The 13,158-nt window shown below is 63.4% G+C and carries 16 protein-coding genes; 8 read left to right on the forward strand and 8 right to left on the reverse strand.

Features of this window, described 5'->3' with window-relative positions; genetic code table 11:
* The first annotated feature begins 66 nt into the window (after nt 1-66).
* The 3 genes from V8359_RS15245 to V8359_RS15255 all read left to right on the forward strand — a co-directional run bounded on the left by V8359_RS15245 (nt 67) and on the right by V8359_RS15255 (nt 2,629).
* Nucleotides 67-645: a hypothetical protein gene (locus V8359_RS15245; RefSeq protein WP_336429909.1), complete on the forward strand. Its 579-nt coding sequence runs from the start codon at nt 67-69 to the stop codon at nt 643-645.
* 95 nt (nt 646-740) lie between these two features.
* Nucleotides 741-1,481, forward strand: coding sequence for an esterase/lipase family protein (locus tag V8359_RS15250; protein ID WP_336429910.1), 741 nt, complete (start codon nt 741-743; stop codon nt 1,479-1,481).
* Complete coding sequence (locus tag V8359_RS15255) at nt 1,478-2,629, forward strand: alpha-D-ribose 1-methylphosphonate 5-triphosphate diphosphatase (protein ID WP_336429911.1); 1,152 nt, start codon at nt 1,478-1,480, stop codon at nt 2,627-2,629. The genes V8359_RS15250 and V8359_RS15255 overlap by 4 nt, the downstream gene beginning before the upstream one ends.
* A gap of 178 nt (nt 2,630-2,807) precedes the next feature.
* Here V8359_RS15255 and V8359_RS15260 read toward each other — a convergent pair whose 3' ends face one another.
* From V8359_RS15260 to V8359_RS15270, 3 genes are all read right to left on the reverse strand, one after another.
* Nucleotides 2,808-3,890, reverse strand: a complete 1,083-nt coding sequence (locus V8359_RS15260) for a 5-(carboxyamino)imidazole ribonucleotide synthase (RefSeq protein ID WP_336429912.1) — start codon at nt 3,888-3,890, stop codon at nt 2,808-2,810.
* Nucleotides 3,883-4,371: a 5-(carboxyamino)imidazole ribonucleotide mutase gene (gene purE, locus V8359_RS15265; protein ID WP_336429913.1), complete on the reverse strand. Its 489-nt coding sequence runs from the start codon at nt 4,369-4,371 to the stop codon at nt 3,883-3,885. Before purE ends, V8359_RS15260 begins: the two co-directional genes overlap by 8 nt.
* A gap of 179 nt (nt 4,372-4,550) precedes the next feature.
* Nucleotides 4,551-4,775 carry a YdcH family protein gene (locus V8359_RS15270; RefSeq protein ID WP_336429914.1) on the reverse strand — a complete coding sequence of 75 codons (225 nt, stop codon included), beginning with the start codon at nt 4,773-4,775 and terminating at the stop codon, nt 4,551-4,553.
* 204 nt (nt 4,776-4,979) lie between these two features.
* Between V8359_RS15270 and V8359_RS15275 the strand changes: the two genes are divergently transcribed.
* Both V8359_RS15275 and V8359_RS15280 read left to right on the forward strand, forming a co-directional pair.
* Nucleotides 4,980-5,402, forward strand: a complete 423-nt coding sequence (locus V8359_RS15275; protein WP_336429916.1) for an Hsp20 family protein — start codon at nt 4,980-4,982, stop codon at nt 5,400-5,402.
* Nucleotides 5,399-5,626: a DUF1150 family protein gene (locus V8359_RS15280; protein WP_336429917.1), complete on the forward strand. Its 228-nt coding sequence runs from the start codon at nt 5,399-5,401 to the stop codon at nt 5,624-5,626. Before V8359_RS15275 ends, V8359_RS15280 begins: the two co-directional genes overlap by 4 nt.
* A gap of 28 nt (nt 5,627-5,654) precedes the next feature.
* Here the strand turns inward: V8359_RS15280 and V8359_RS15285 are convergent, their stop codons facing one another.
* Nucleotides 5,655-6,392, reverse strand: a complete 738-nt coding sequence (locus V8359_RS15285) for a hypothetical protein (RefSeq protein WP_336429919.1) — start codon at nt 6,390-6,392, stop codon at nt 5,655-5,657.
* 75 nt (nt 6,393-6,467) lie between these two features.
* Here V8359_RS15285 and V8359_RS15290 point away from each other — a divergent pair, with 75 nt between their 5' ends.
* Nucleotides 6,468-7,322, forward strand: a complete 855-nt coding sequence (locus tag V8359_RS15290) for a glycosyltransferase family 10 domain-containing protein (protein ID WP_336429920.1) — start codon at nt 6,468-6,470, stop codon at nt 7,320-7,322.
* 50 nt (nt 7,323-7,372) lie between these two features.
* Here the strand turns inward: V8359_RS15290 and V8359_RS15295 are convergent, their stop codons facing one another.
* From V8359_RS15295 to trxB, 3 genes are all read right to left on the reverse strand, one after another.
* Nucleotides 7,373-9,448 (reverse strand): bifunctional sulfate adenylyltransferase/adenylylsulfate kinase, encoded by a 2,076-nt coding sequence (locus tag V8359_RS15295; protein ID WP_336429921.1) that lies wholly within the window; start codon nt 9,446-9,448, stop codon nt 7,373-7,375.
* Nucleotides 9,449-9,646: 198 nt separating this feature from the next.
* Nucleotides 9,647-9,994 carry a ribonuclease E inhibitor RraB gene (locus V8359_RS15300; RefSeq protein ID WP_336429922.1) on the reverse strand — a complete coding sequence of 116 codons (348 nt, stop codon included), beginning with the start codon at nt 9,992-9,994 and terminating at the stop codon, nt 9,647-9,649.
* A 7-nt stretch (nt 9,995-10,001) separates the two neighbouring features.
* Nucleotides 10,002-11,012: a thioredoxin-disulfide reductase gene (gene trxB / locus V8359_RS15305; RefSeq protein WP_336429923.1), complete on the reverse strand. Its 1,011-nt coding sequence runs from the start codon at nt 11,010-11,012 to the stop codon at nt 10,002-10,004.
* A 199-nt stretch (nt 11,013-11,211) separates the two neighbouring features.
* On the opposite strand from trxB, the gene V8359_RS15310 reads away from it, so the two are divergent.
* A complete protein-coding gene (locus V8359_RS15310) occupies nt 11,212-11,808 on the forward strand; it encodes a winged helix-turn-helix transcriptional regulator (RefSeq protein ID WP_336429924.1) in 597 nt (198 codons plus the stop codon).
* A 19-nt stretch (nt 11,809-11,827) separates the two neighbouring features.
* Here V8359_RS15310 and V8359_RS15315 read toward each other — a convergent pair whose 3' ends face one another.
* A complete protein-coding gene (locus tag V8359_RS15315) occupies nt 11,828-12,598 on the reverse strand; it encodes a Hint domain-containing protein (protein WP_336429926.1) in 771 nt (256 codons plus the stop codon).
* Nucleotides 12,599-12,933: 335 nt separating this feature from the next.
* On the opposite strand from V8359_RS15315, the gene V8359_RS15320 reads away from it, so the two are divergent.
* Nucleotides 12,934-13,098 carry a hypothetical protein gene (locus V8359_RS15320; protein ID WP_336429938.1) on the forward strand — a complete coding sequence of 55 codons (165 nt, stop codon included), beginning with the start codon at nt 12,934-12,936 and terminating at the stop codon, nt 13,096-13,098.
* Nucleotides 13,099-13,158: the final 60 nt, after the last annotated feature.

Raw genomic sequence — 13,158 nt, forward strand, 5'->3', positions numbered from 1 at the left:
CGGTGTCTCGACAAGTGTCGCGGGCGCGGCTAAGTTCCGCCGAAATTTCGAGGTGAGGACAGTCGAATGGTGCGACGTTTTGCGGGGCTCATGTCCCTTCTGACGCTGGTTTTCCTTGTTGGGTGCGGGGCACCCGGCGGGCCGGTCACGGCCACGCCCGACGAGGTGAGCCAACTGGCGACCGCGATCCGGGCGCTTGGACCGGATGTGGACCCCGAGGAGGCCGACCGTGCCGCTCAGGTGGCCTTTGCGCAATCTCGCAATCTGGCCATTCAGTATGAGATCGAGGATCCGCCGCTTGTCCATAACTCCAAGGTCAATATGGGGCTCAAGCCGCGCGGCCTGTGCTATCACTGGGCCAAGGACATGGAGTGGCGGCTGCGGGATGAACAGTTCGAGACGCTGGTCATGCATCGGGCCATTGCCAATGCCGACAATCCCTTCCGCATCGAACATTCGACCGCCATCATCAGCGCGCGGGGCGATGACATGTATGATGGCATCGTTCTGGATCCGTGGCGCAAAGGCGGGCCGCTTTTCTGGGATGAAACGCGGGATGACACCCGCTATGCATGGGTGCCGCGCGATATCGTGATGGAGCAGAAGCGCAAACGGCGCGAGGCAAAAGAGGCGCTGGAAGGCTGAGCCGACGCGGCGTTTCGGAACATTTCGGCCCATTGGCACCGTCATGTGCGCAAGGGGTCTTTTGCACCCGCGCGATTGCGCCTATTTCGAACGGCATGACACGCCTCTTTGCCCTCATGCTGTTCTTTCTGCCTGCGCCAGTGGCCGCCGATTGTGTCGTGCTGCTGCATGGGTTGGCGCGCACCGAGGCGTCGATGCTGCTTCTGGAGGAGACGCTTGAGGCGCGCGGCTATGAGGTGGTTTCTCCGGGATACCGGTCAACGCGCGCAGATATCGACCGGCTCGCCCGTGAGACGCTGCCGCGTGCGGTGCGCCGCTGTGATGGAAGAAAGGTGCATTTCGTCACACATTCCATGGGGGGCATCCTGCTGCGCCACTGGTTGCGCGACAACCGGCCCGAGCAGTTGGGCCGGGTGGTGATGATGGGCCCGCCCAACCATGGCTCGCAACTTGTGGACGAGCTTGGCGGGCTCGAGCTTTTCCGTTGGATCAACGGACCGGCGGGCGCACAGCTTGAGACCGGGCCGAAGGGTATTCCCGAGGGGCTGCCGGATGTGGATTTCGAACTGGGGGTGATCGCGGGGTCGCGGTCGCTCAACCCGTATTACTCAACCCTCATAGACGGGCCGGATGACGGCAAGGTTTCGGTCGCGTCGACGCGCGTCGCGGGCATGGCGGATCATATCACGCTGCCGGTGACGCATACGTTCATGATGAACAGCCCTTTGGTGATCGCGCAGGTCGTGGAATTCCTTGAAATGGGGGCGTTCGACCCGGAAATTGATCTTGGTGACGTGATCGACCTTGGCAGCATTTTCTGGGACGGGCCGCGATGAGTGCAGTTGATCTGCGGTTGACCGGGGCCGGGGTTCTGGGCCCCGACGGCCTGTCGCCGGAGCCGCTGCGCATCGTGGATGGCGGCATCGTGGAGGATGCGCCGGGGCGCGAGGTGGACCTGAGCGGCTATGCGGTTCTGCCGGGAATCGTGGATATCCATGGCGACGGGTTCGAGCGGCATCTGGCACCGCGCCGGGGGGCCATGAAAGATGTCGACGAGGGGCTGATCGCCGCCGAGGCGGAGTTGGCCGCGAACGGGATCACCAGTGCGGTTCTGGCGCAGTTCTACAGCTGGGAAGGCGGGATGCGCGGGCCGGAGTTTGCCGAGCGCGTGTTCGACGGCGTGGCCAAGGTGCGGCCCCGCGTGGTGACGGCGCTGCTGATGCAACTGCGCTTCGAGATCGCGATGCTCGAGGATTACGCGGCGATGGAAAAGCTCGTCGCGCGGCATGGGATCGGCTATGTCGTCTTTAACGATCATCTGCCGCATGAGGCGCTCGAGAAGGGCAAGCGGCCGCCGCGCCTGACAGGACAGGCGCTGAGGATCGGGCGCAATCCCGAACTGCATTTGCAGATGATGAAGGAGATGCATGCCCGCATGGACGAGGTGCCCGGCGCGCTCGATGAGCTTTGTGCGAGGCTGGCCGGGCGGAGCGTTCTGATGGGGAGCCATGACGCGCGCGAGGCCGGGGCGCACGCGGCATGGCGCGCGCGGGGTGTGCGGATCGCGGAATTTCCCGAGACGGGGCAGGCCGTCGAGGCGGCCCGGGGCGCGGGCGACCCGGTGATCATGGGCGCGCCCAACGTGGTGCGGGGCGGATCGCATAACGGCAACGTGAGCGCCGCCGAACGGGTAATGATGGGGCAGGTGAGCGCGCTGGCCTCGGATTATCACTACCCGTCGCTGATCCGGGCGGTGAAGCTTCTGGAGGGGTCGGGCGTGCTTGATATGAAGGCGGCTTGGGATCTGATTTCGGAGGGTCCGGCGGAGGTGCTGGGCCTTGGCGACCGGGGCCGGATCGTGGCGGGGCTGCGCGCCGATCTGGTCGTGCTCGAGCCGCGCACATGGCGCGTGGCGGCCACCGTCGCAGGGGGCCGCATCAGCTATATGAGTGGCGATGTCGCGGCGCGGTTCGTGGATGCATGAGGGGGCGCGGACCGCCGCGACCGCACGCACCGTCCTGTCCGACACGGCCATAAACGGTTGAGTTTTGGCATATTCCGCGATGCGGGGGAGGCCTGTTTTGAGCCCTTTGGCGGACCATGTGAATTGTCGCCCCGCGCGGCTTCCATCGGGCGCCGGCGTCGTCCCCCGCCGTTTGCGATCAGGACGGCCTGTCGGGTGTGACGATCCGGTTCACGTGGCCCATTTTGCGGCCCGGCTTGACCTCGGACTTTCCGTAAAGATGCAGTGCCGTCATGGTCTGACCGGCAAGCTCGGGGACGCGGTCCATGTCGTTGCCGATGAGGTTCTCCATCACCACGTCGGAATGGCGCGTGCCGTCGCCAAGCGGCCAGCCCGCAACCGCGCGGATGTGCTGTTCGAACTGATCCACCGCACAGCCGTTCTGGGTCCAGTGGCCGGAATTGTGCACGCGCGGCGCGATCTCGTTTATGAGAAGGCCCGAGGGTGTCACGAAAAGCTCGACCCCCATGACACCCACGTAATCGAGCGCGTTGAGTATCTTCCCCGCGAGGAGCACCGCATCGGTGCGTTGCGCCGTGGACAGGCGGGCGGGCAGGGTGGTGGTGCGCAGGATACCGTCACGATGGATGTTTTCGCCGGGATCGAAACAGGCGACGGCCCCGTCGAGCCCGCGTGCGGCGATGACCGAGACCTCGTGAGAGAAATCGACGAAGCCTTCGAGCACTGCGGGTGCGCCGGCCATGTCCTCAAGTGCGCTTTGAGCGTCTGAGGGGGCGGCGAGCCGCGCCTGCCCCTTGCCGTCATACCCAAAGCGGCGGGTCTTGAGAATGGCGGGGGTGCCCACAGCCTCAATGGCGGAGGCGAGGCTTTGGGCGTCATCAACGGGGGCGTAGGGCGCGGTAGCAAGGCCGAGCCCGGTCAGGAAATCCTTTTCGGTGATGCGGTCCTGGCTGACGCGCAAGGCCTCGCGCCCCGGGCGCACGGGCGCGAGGGATTCGAGGATGTCGAGCGCGGAGGTCGGGATGTTTTCGAATTCGTAGGTGATCACATCGACGGCCTCGCCGAAGCGGCGCAGCGCGTCATCGTCTTCGTATGCGGCCTGAAAATGGTAATTTGCCACGTGGCTGGCCGGGCAATCGCCACCGGGCTCGAAGACGCAAGACTTGAACCCAAGCCGCGCGGCGGCGACCGAGAGCATGCGGCCAAGCTGACCACCGCCGAGAATGCCGATTGTGGCGCCGGGGGCGAGGCGGTCAGTCATCGGCGGGCTCCTCGGGGATCGAGGCCGAGAGGGCATCGCGCCACGCATCGAGCCTGTCGGCCAGCGCCGCGTCGGAGGTGGCAAGGATGCCGGCGGCCATGAGGCCGGCATTGGCCGCGCCAGCCTCACCTATGGCCATCGTTGCGACAGGATAGCCCCTTGGCATCTGCACGATCGAATAGAGGCTGTCCACGCCGGACAGTGCGCGGGTCTGAACCGGGACGCCCACCACCGGCACGCGTGTCTTGGAGGCCATCATGCCGGGCAGGTGCGCCGCCCCGCCCGCGCCCGCGATGATAACCTTCAAGCCGCGTTCCGCGGCGGTTTTTCCGTAGTCCCAGAGACGGTCCGGCGTGCGGTGGGCCGAGACGATGCGCGTCTCATAGCTTACCCCGAGGGCGTCAAGAATTTCGGCGGCCTTGCTCATCGTGGGCCAGTCGGATTGACTTCCCATGATGATGCCCACGCGGATGTCTGCCATGTGATGCCTCGCATTATTTGAGCGCGCACTATAGCGATCCTTTTGGCGGGTTCCAGCCCCAGAAACTCAGAGCATTTCGTGCATATCAAGATGTGCGGGCTGTGCGTGAAATGGATAATCCATCCAAGCGCCCGGCGATAGGCCCACTGAGGGGCGATCGGACGCTTTTGTGCCATCTGTCAGGCGATGATATCCGGTGTGAGGCGGTCCTCGATCCAGCTTATCCTGTCCTTAAGGCGCAGCTTCTGTTGTTTCAGGCGCTTGACGGTCAGCGGATCGCGCGCGCCCTTGTCCTCGAGCGCCGCGATCGCCTCGTCCAGGTCGCGATGCTGGCGGCGGAATTGTTCAAGCTCGACGTGCAGCACGTCGTCGGATTTCATCGAAAGGTCACCGAAAGCGGTCATGGCCGGGCTTGGGCCCCCTTGATTCTCTTGTGTGCAGGTTCCGCAAGATACCGCGCCGCTTGTGTTTCTCCAAATCAAACCGTTGGCAACCATGAGCATGGTCGAGACTTGCATGGGCGCGGGTGTCATCCCATATTGTCGTCAGGCGGCTGCCTTGAATAGGGGCCGCGACAATAGACCAGTCGCTTGATGAAGGACGTGTCAATGACCAAGCTTTCCCTGGGGGCGCACCCCTATATGTTGGGTTTCGAACAACTGGAACGGCTGCTTGAGCGCAGCGCGAAATCCGGGAACGAAGGCTATCCGCCGTTCAACATCGAACAGACATCGGCCAATTCCTATCGCATCACGCTTGCCGTGGCGGGGTTTGGCGAGGATGACCTGTCGGTCGCGGTCGAGGATCGTCAATTGGTGATTCGGGGGCGTCAAAGCGACGACACCGAAGAGCGGATTTTCCTGCATCGCGGGATTGCAGCACGCCAATTTCAGCGGTCATTCGTGCTGGCCGATGGGGTCGAAGTGGGCACGGCGGTGATGGAAAACGGGCTTTTGCATGTGGATCTGACCCGCGCGGAGCCGGAAACCGTAGTGCAGACCATCAGGATCGAGAAGGGGAGCAAGTCATGAATACGCCATTTGATTTCGATACGAACGACGAGTCGCGCATCGCCTATGTGCGGCCCGTGGAGGTGAGCGAACTTCCGCAGGAGGTGCAGGATCAACTGCCCGATGACAAAGTCATCTATGCGGTCCACAGCGCCGAGGGCGAGCGTCTGGCACTTGTGCGCGAACGCGGCATGGCCTTTGTTCTGGCGCGTCAGAACGATCTGGAGCCGGTCACCGTTCACTAAAGCGTTTCGCGAAACGCTTTGAGACCTTTCAGGTGAGCGGCGGCCAGAGGCCGGTTGTCTCATGTATGCAATGCGCCGCGCGGGCATAGATGCCGGCGCGGTTTTCGTTTTGCAGGGGGGCCGGGGCCGCGAATGCCCTGACATGGTCGCGGGCCACGGGGCAGGGGGTGATGGGTACGCCCGCTTGTGCGAGGCAGGCCGAAATCCACAGGTCATCGGCCATATGGCAGTCGGACGGTGGGGCATCGAACGACACGCAGGGCGGCAGCAGCACCCCGGCGAACCCTTGTGCGACAAGCCCCCCTGCGCGCCCGAGGCGCGAGACCGGAAAGGTCGACCCTGCCACGGCGCCCGGCCCGCCTGTGGCCCAGAGCGCGTCGACCCAGCCGGGATCATAGAGGCAATCGTCATCGCAGATCGCGATATGTGCGTCAGGGTATGCGGCGCGCGCCGGCAACAGCTTGGTCATGGGGCCATGATCCGAGGCGCTGCGCAGAAGTGTCACGCCCGCAGGCAGTGGCGGAGGCGTGACCGGGCCGGTAAAACATGTGTAGCGCACGGGCAGAGCGAGGATCACCATGTCCGCCCCCTGTGCCGTAAGGGTTTCGAGCACTGGCCCGAGCCCGCCAAAGCGCGGCGGAACGGAAGTGAGCGAGATGATCCGCATGTGCGCCTTGGTAGGATACCGCGTGCGGCAAGGCAAATGCCGCGACAGAAGGCCGGGGACAGGTTTTGGGGCCTGTATGGCCAGACTGAAGTCGGGCATATTGCGCGTGGAAATGGGGCGTTCCGCTTGGCCGCAAAGCGCGATAGAGAGACGTCGAAACGAGAGAGGTGCGGCGTGGCGTCCAGAATTGCGGTTCTGCCTTATGGAATGAAGCTTGGCCCTTGGCCGGGCCACATTCCGCTTGATGCTCTGGAATGGCCGCTGGGCCGGCCCGAAGGCGAAGCCGGTGGCACATTGGCCGATCTGGGTCCCGAGGATCACCTGCTTGTTTTTCCGCGCAAGTCGCATTTCTGGCGACCGGGCTTTGGTATTCGTGCGCGGGTCTCGATCATGGTGACGGAACCCGAGGCGATCCATGGCGATCACATGCAAAAGTTGGTCCGGGCCCATCGCCGCTTTCACCGCATTCTGAGCAGCAACGAGGCCCTGCTTGCGGCGGTGCCGAACGGTATATTCTGGCCATTCGGCGGGGTCTGGGTGCCGGAGTGGCGGGGTCTGGATGTGACGAAGCACGCGATGTGTTCGCTCATCGCGTCGGCCAAGCGATCGCAGGAGGGGCACAGGCTTCGTCATGAGATCGTCGAGAGGGCGCGCGCGACCGGGGTCAGTGTGACGGCGATGGGGGGCGGCTATGCACCGTTCGGGGCCAAGGCCGAAGGACTCGCGCCTTATCGCTACTCTGTGGTGATCGAGAATGTGCGCGAACGGAACTATTTCACCGAGAAGCTGATCGACGCGGTGCTGTGCGAGACGGTGCCGATCTATTGGGGTTGTCCGAATGTCGAGGATTTCTTCGACACGGAGGGGATGATCATCTGTGAGAGCGCCGCGCAGATCGAGGCGGCGATGGCGGCGATGTCGGCTGAGGATTATGCCGCGCGGCGCCCCGCGCTGGCCGCGCAGAAAGAGCGCGCGGCCGATTGGGGCGATTATACGCGCCGCGCGGCAGAGGCGGTTGTCGGCACGTAGCAGTGGCCCGATGTGCCCCCCTTAGACGAGGGGGCACGTCGGGGTCGGGCTTATCCGGCGATCAGCCCCATCTGTTCGAGCTTCAGAATTACCTGATGCGCGCAGTTGTCGACTTCGGCGTTCTCGGTTTCGACACGCAGTTCGGGGTTTGCCGGAACGTCGTAGGGATCTGAAATTCCTGTGAATTCCTTGATCTTGCCTTCGCGCGCAAGCTTGTAGAGACCTTTTCGGTCACGGCGCTCGCATTCCTCGATCGAGGTGGCGACGTGAATTTCGATGAAGGCGCCGAAAGCTTCGACATCCTCGCGCACGGCACGGCGCGTGGTGGCATAGGGCGCGATGGGCGCGCAGATGGCGATGCCGCCATTCTTGGTGATTTCGCTGGCGACATAGCCGATCCGGCGGATGTTGAGGTCACGGTGTTCCTTGGAAAACCCGAGTTCGGAGCTGAGGTTTTTGCGCACGATGTCACCATCCAGAAGCGTCACGGGGCGGCCGCCCATCTCCATCAGCTTGACCATCAGCGCGTTGGCGATGGTGGATTTACCAGAGCCCGAGAAGCCGGTGAAGAACACGGTAAAGCCCTGTTTGGAGCGCGGCGGACGGGTGCGACGCAATTCCTCGACCACCTCGGGGAATGAGAACCAGTCGGGAATTTCCAGCCCTTCCTGAAGGCGGCGGCGCAGTTCGGTGCCCGAGATGTTGAGGATGGTGACATTGTCGCGATCCTCGATCTCGTCAATCGCCTCGTATTGAGCGCGCTCCTGCACATAGACCATGTGTTTGAAATCGACCATCTCGATGCCGATCTCGTCCTGATGTTCGCGGAAAAGCTCCTGCGCATCGTAAGGCCCGTAGAAATCGTCGCCCGCGCTATTCTTGCCGGGGCCCGCGTGATCGCGACCGACGATGAAATGGGTGCAGCCGTGGTTCTTGCGGATCAGGCCGTGCCAGACCGCCTCGCGCGGGCCGGCCATGCGCATGGCAAGGTTGAGGAGCGACATCGTGGTCGTCGATCCTGGGTATTTGTCCAAAACCGCCTCGTAGCAGCGGACGCGGGTGAAATGGTCCACGTCGCCGGGTTTCGTCATGCCAACGACGGGATGGATGAGCAGGTTGGCCTGCGCCTCCTTGGCGGCACGGAAGGTCAGTTCCTGATGCGCGCGGTGAAGCGGGTTGCGCGTCTGGAAGGCCACGACGCGCCGCCAGCCCAGCTTGCGAAAGAGCGCGCGCAATTCGTTGGGCGTGTCGCGGCGACCGCGGAAATCGTAATGGGTGGGCGGCTGAATGCCGGTCACCGGCCCGCCGAGATAGACCGACCCGGCGGTGTTGTGAAGGTAGTTCACGGCCGGGTGGGCATCGTCATCGGCGCCGAACACGCGCGCGGCCTCGCGCGCCTTGTCGGGGGTCCAGCGGTCGGTCACGGTCATGGTGGCGAGGATAACCCCTTCCTGATCGCGGAGCGCGATGTCCTGACCCAACTCAAGGCTTTCGGCAAAGTCCGGGGAGACATCGAGGGTGATGGGCATCGGCCAGAGCGAACCATCCGAAAGGCGCATGTTTTCGACGACGCCGTTGTAGTCCTCTTCCGAGAGGAACCCTTTGAGCGGGTTGAAGCCGCCATTCATCAGAAGTTCGAGATCGCAGGTCTGGCGCGGGCTGAGATCGTGGCTGACAAGGTCCGCCGCCTCGGATTTCATCTTTTGCGCGCTGTCGTAAGAGACGTAAAGCTCGGGAATGGGGGTGAGGTTGGATTGCATGAGTTTGCTCCTGTATTTTATCGGTAATAGGTCACTGGCCGAGCCCGTAAGCTCGGCGTGAAGTGCCGTGTATTCTGCGAATTTGCGGGCGAGAAACGTGTCGATGAGCCGATCCTTGGTCGCCGCCCCCGCGGGGGTGAGCGCGTAGGCGAAACGCTGACGGCGGTCCGGGCCGGCGCGGTCGCTGATCTTGATCAGGCCGGCTTCGGTGGCGGCTCTGAGTTGCGCGTTGAGCAGCCCCAGCGATACCCCGAGCGCGCGCGCGGTGGCCCGCTGCGGGGCCTCCGGTGCTTTCTCCAGCTGACGCAGGAGGCGAAAGAGCTGATCGTCTTCCGGGAGCGTCGGTGTGGCGGGGTGGGCGGACATGTCAGGCGACTCAAAGTGTGTTCATTGGTGAACACTTCTCACTCTTTATTGGCGCGGAAAAGAGAAAAGTCAGGCGTTTTCTAGACATCCAGCGGGTTGTGGCCCGGATGCATCGCACAAGAAGCGGCACGGGGGTACCCGGCCGGGGGCAGGCAGGAGGTTAGTGGGGAAGGAAAGAGCGCGCGCCGCGGGGCGGGATCAGGCGCCCTCGTCGTCCATCAGGCCCCAGCCATCGGGGTCAAAGCCGTGGTCGAGCGCGATGCGGGTGGCGAGGGCCTCGGTGGTCCAGATGGCCGTGGCGCTGATCATTTGATCGGGGAGCGTGGCCACGAGATAGGGGGCCTCGTCATCCTTCTCAGCGGCGATCCATTCGCAGGAAAACCCCTCATGCGTAAGCGCATCGGCCAGCGTGCGCCAGTCGGCGCCGGTCTTGGCGGGCACAAAGAAATAATCCATGTCGGCAATATCGGGCAGGCGATGGTTGGCCTGAAGCTCGGCGAAGGCCTTGCGGGTCTCCGCCTCCTGTGCCGTGAAATCATGGGTCATGTCAGCCTCAATGGGCCGCGTCGACCGGCGCGCCATAGCCCAGCGGTTCGGCCACGTCTTTTTCGGCGGCGGGTTCGTCACCTTGCTCGGCAAGCCAGCGTTCGGCCTCGAGCGCGGCCATGCAGCCCATTCCGGCGGAGGTCACGGCCTGACGATACTTGTGATCGGTCAGGTCGCCGGCGGCGAAGACACCCGGCACCGATGTGGCCGTGCTGTCGGGTTGGGTCACGACATAGCCGCCCATATGCGTTTCGAGCGTGTCTTTCACCAGTTCATTGGCGGGGGCATGGCCGATGGCGATGAAGACGCCCTTGCAGGGAATGTCGGTGATTTCGCCGGTCTCGACATGCTTGACCTTGACGCCCTCGACGCCAAGCGGATTTTCACCGCCGTAAACCTCTTCAAGCTGATGGAACCAGAGGGGTTCGATCTTGGGGTTCTTTTTCAGCCGGTGCTGAAGGATCATTTCGGCCCGCAGTTCGTCCCGGCGGTGGATGAGCGTGACTTTGGACGCGAAATTGGTGAGAAAGAGCGCCTCTTCGACCGCGGTGTTGCCGCCGCCCACGACGACGATTTCCTGACCGCGATAGAAGAAGCCATCGCAGGTCGCGCAGGCCGAGACGCCGAAGCCCTTGAATTTCTCTTCCGATGGCAGGCCAAGCCACTTGGCGCGCGCACCGGTTGCGAGGATCACCGCATCCGCAGTGTATAGCGTGCCACTGTCGCCACGGGCCTTGAAGGGACGTTCAGAAAGATCAAGGTCGGTGATGATGTCGCCAACGATATCGCAGCCCATCGCCTTGGCGTGGGCCTCCATGCGGACCATGAGATCGGGGCCCTGAACCTCGGTGTCGCCGGGCCAGTTCTCGACCTCGGTGGTGGTGGTGAGCTGGCCACCCGGCTCGATCCCCTGCACAAGGAGCGGTGAGAGCATGGCGCGGCTGGCATAGATGCCGGCGGTATAGCCCGCGGGGCCGGAGCCGATGATCAGAACGCTGGTGTGGCGGGGGTCGGACATGGAGCAGCTCCTCGGGCGTGGGAATCGGATCGTTGGGCATAGGATATAGTGGCCCGTCCAACGGCGCGAAACCCCATGAATTTCGGGAGATCATGACCCGGCCCGCCAAGCGTGTGAAACGATCTTGCTCAAATGTGAAACATTATTGCGTGTGGTGGCGTCGCTGTTATAACAATCGCGAAATACCAGAGGGCAGAATATGGCGACCACACGACTCGATCCCATCGACCGCAAGATATTGGCCGAGTTGCAGGCCGACGGCCGGATGACAAATGTCGAGCTGGCCAAGCGGGTCGGCATCTCGGCGCCGCCCTGTCTTCGGCGTGNCAAGATATTGGCCGAGTTGCAGGCCGACGGCCGGATGACAAATGTCGAGCTGGCCAAGCGGGTCGGCATCTCGGCGCCGCCCTGTCTTCGGCGTGTGCGCACCCTTGAGGAAGCGGGGTATATCCGGGGCTATCATGCCGACGTGGCCGCGCGCTCACTGGGGTTCGAGGTGCAGGTGTTCGCCAGTGTCGGACTGGTGAGCCAGGCGGAAAGCGATCTGAGCGCCTTTGAGGCACTGTGCCGGGGCTGGCCGCTGGTGCGGGAGTGTCACATGCTGAATGGAGAGGTGGATTTCATCCTCAAATGCGTGGCCCCCGACCTGAGCACGTTTCAGCAATTCCTGACGGGACAGCTTACTGCGGCGGAGAACGTCGCGAGCGTCAAGACGTCACTTGTCATCCGTAACGCCAAGGACGAGCCGGGCGTGCCGTTCGATGTGCTGGAAGATCGGCTCGCGCGGGAGGCGTGAAGCCCGCGCGGCCCGGTGGTCAGATGGCGCAGGGCCCGGTCGCGTCGCTTAGCGGTTGACGCGGATACGCAAGACTTCCGAAATCGGATGGGCGGCGCAAGTGCGGAAAGAGCGCCATGAAATGCGTGCGTGACTCGTAGCTCATCGTTGATTCGAAGCCCGGTCCGGGTTGGAAGGTTTCCGCCGTAAGCCCGCCCACCGAAATGGTGGCATGCCGGTGCAGCAGGATATGAAAGAGTTGCGTGGGGCCGGGTGGACGCAGGGCGATGACGTTCATTCCGTCACGAAAGGATTGCACCGGGCGCAGGGTGTTTTCAGTGGCATTCGTCATGCGCTGCATGAGGCGGGCGCCCGGCCCCGCGAGAACATCGGGCATCGGGCGGCCCATGCCGAAGGCATCGGCCATGATCCGGGTGAGTGGAGGCTCGTCGCGGGCCTCGTCGGGCAGCAGTGACATTGACCCGATCCAGAGAAGCGGCGAGGGCCCGCGTTCGTTCGTGACGATCCGCATGCCGGGAACAAGATCCTCGACCGCGACGGGACCGGTGGTCGTGGTGACGAGGGTGCCGCGCGCAAAGGCCGAGAACGCGGACTTGAATATCTGGCCCGACGGGGCGGACTGCCGCGCCGTTTCGATGCGTCCATCGCGGCACAGCCAGGACATCTCGTAAATTCGGCGGCTAAGAGCCGGCCGGTTCGAGGTGCGGCGGGGGAGGGTGTCGCATTCTGCGCCTGAGGTGTTCGCGCGCAAAGATGTTTCAAGGCTGAAAGCCGAGGGGGTATAGACCATTGTTACGTCCCTTTTCAGAGCGTCACAACCGCGTCGGCCCCCACCGACAACGACAGAAGGACATGCCTTTCGTTAAGATCAGGTGGAGATAATCAGGGGCAAACTGCCCCAGCGTCAAGATTTCGGCAACATTATGCGCGGTCTTGTCTTCAATCTTGGGCGCGCGCGGCGTTTGTCACGCTTGGCGCAACAAACCCGCCATATTTTGATTCGCAACCGATGCCGCAGCCGTCGCGCGGTGGCGCCAATGAAGAAGGCCCCTCCGGTTGGGAGGGGCCTCAGACTGCTGACAAAGTCCTCGCCTTTGGCGGGGACTTTTGATTCAATGGGGTATGTTGAGCAAGCCCACCCCGCAGCAGACCGAGCTTGAGATGGTGACGCTGGAGCAATTGGTTCCCGGCGATCATCTGTTGCGCAAGGTCGATGCCGCGATTAACTTTCCACCTAATGGATCGAAGCCACCGGCTTCCAGCCGGTCCGCTTCAGCGAATCTGTTCTGAGCTTCCTCCCCGGAATCTGAAGCCCCGCAGGGGTATGGCTTCAGATTCCGGGGAGGAAGC

The organism is Roseovarius sp. E0-M6 (genome assembly GCF_037083845.1).
In the GTDB taxonomy this organism is placed as follows: domain Bacteria; phylum Pseudomonadota; class Alphaproteobacteria; order Rhodobacterales; family Rhodobacteraceae; genus Roseovarius.

Excerpts from the sequence above, each read along its gene's own strand:
- V8359_RS15245 (WP_336429909.1), top strand. The coding sequence starts at position 67 with ATGGTGCGACGTTTTGCGGGGCTCATGTCCCTTCTGACGCTGGTTTTC.
- V8359_RS15250 (WP_336429910.1), top strand. The coding sequence starts at position 741 with ATGACACGCCTCTTTGCCCTCATGCTGTTCTTTCTGCCTGCGCCAGTG.
- V8359_RS15255 (WP_336429911.1), top strand. The coding sequence starts at position 1,478 with ATGAGTGCAGTTGATCTGCGGTTGACCGGGGCCGGGGTTCTGGGCCCC.
- V8359_RS15260 (WP_336429912.1), bottom strand. The coding sequence starts at position 3,890 with ATGACTGACCGCCTCGCCCCCGGCGCCACAATCGGCATTCTCGGCGGT.
- purE (WP_336429913.1), bottom strand. The coding sequence starts at position 4,371 with ATGGCAGACATCCGCGTGGGCATCATCATGGGAAGTCAATCCGACTGG.
- V8359_RS15270 (WP_336429914.1), bottom strand. The coding sequence starts at position 4,775 with ATGACCGCTTTCGGTGACCTTTCGATGAAATCCGACGACGTGCTGCAC.
- V8359_RS15275 (WP_336429916.1), top strand. The coding sequence starts at position 4,980 with ATGACCAAGCTTTCCCTGGGGGCGCACCCCTATATGTTGGGTTTCGAA.
- V8359_RS15280 (WP_336429917.1), top strand. The coding sequence starts at position 5,399 with ATGAATACGCCATTTGATTTCGATACGAACGACGAGTCGCGCATCGCC.
- V8359_RS15285 (WP_336429919.1), bottom strand. The coding sequence starts at position 6,392 with ATGCCCGACTTCAGTCTGGCCATACAGGCCCCAAAACCTGTCCCCGGC.
- V8359_RS15295 (WP_336429921.1), bottom strand. The coding sequence starts at position 9,448 with ATGTCCGCCCACCCCGCCACACCGACGCTCCCGGAAGACGATCAGCTC.
- V8359_RS15300 (WP_336429922.1), bottom strand. The coding sequence starts at position 9,994 with ATGACCCATGATTTCACGGCACAGGAGGCGGAGACCCGCAAGGCCTTC.
- trxB (WP_336429923.1), bottom strand. The coding sequence starts at position 11,012 with ATGTCCGACCCCCGCCACACCAGCGTTCTGATCATCGGCTCCGGCCCC.
- V8359_RS15315 (WP_336429926.1), bottom strand. The coding sequence starts at position 12,598 with ATGGTCTATACCCCCTCGGCTTTCAGCCTTGAAACATCTTTGCGCGCG.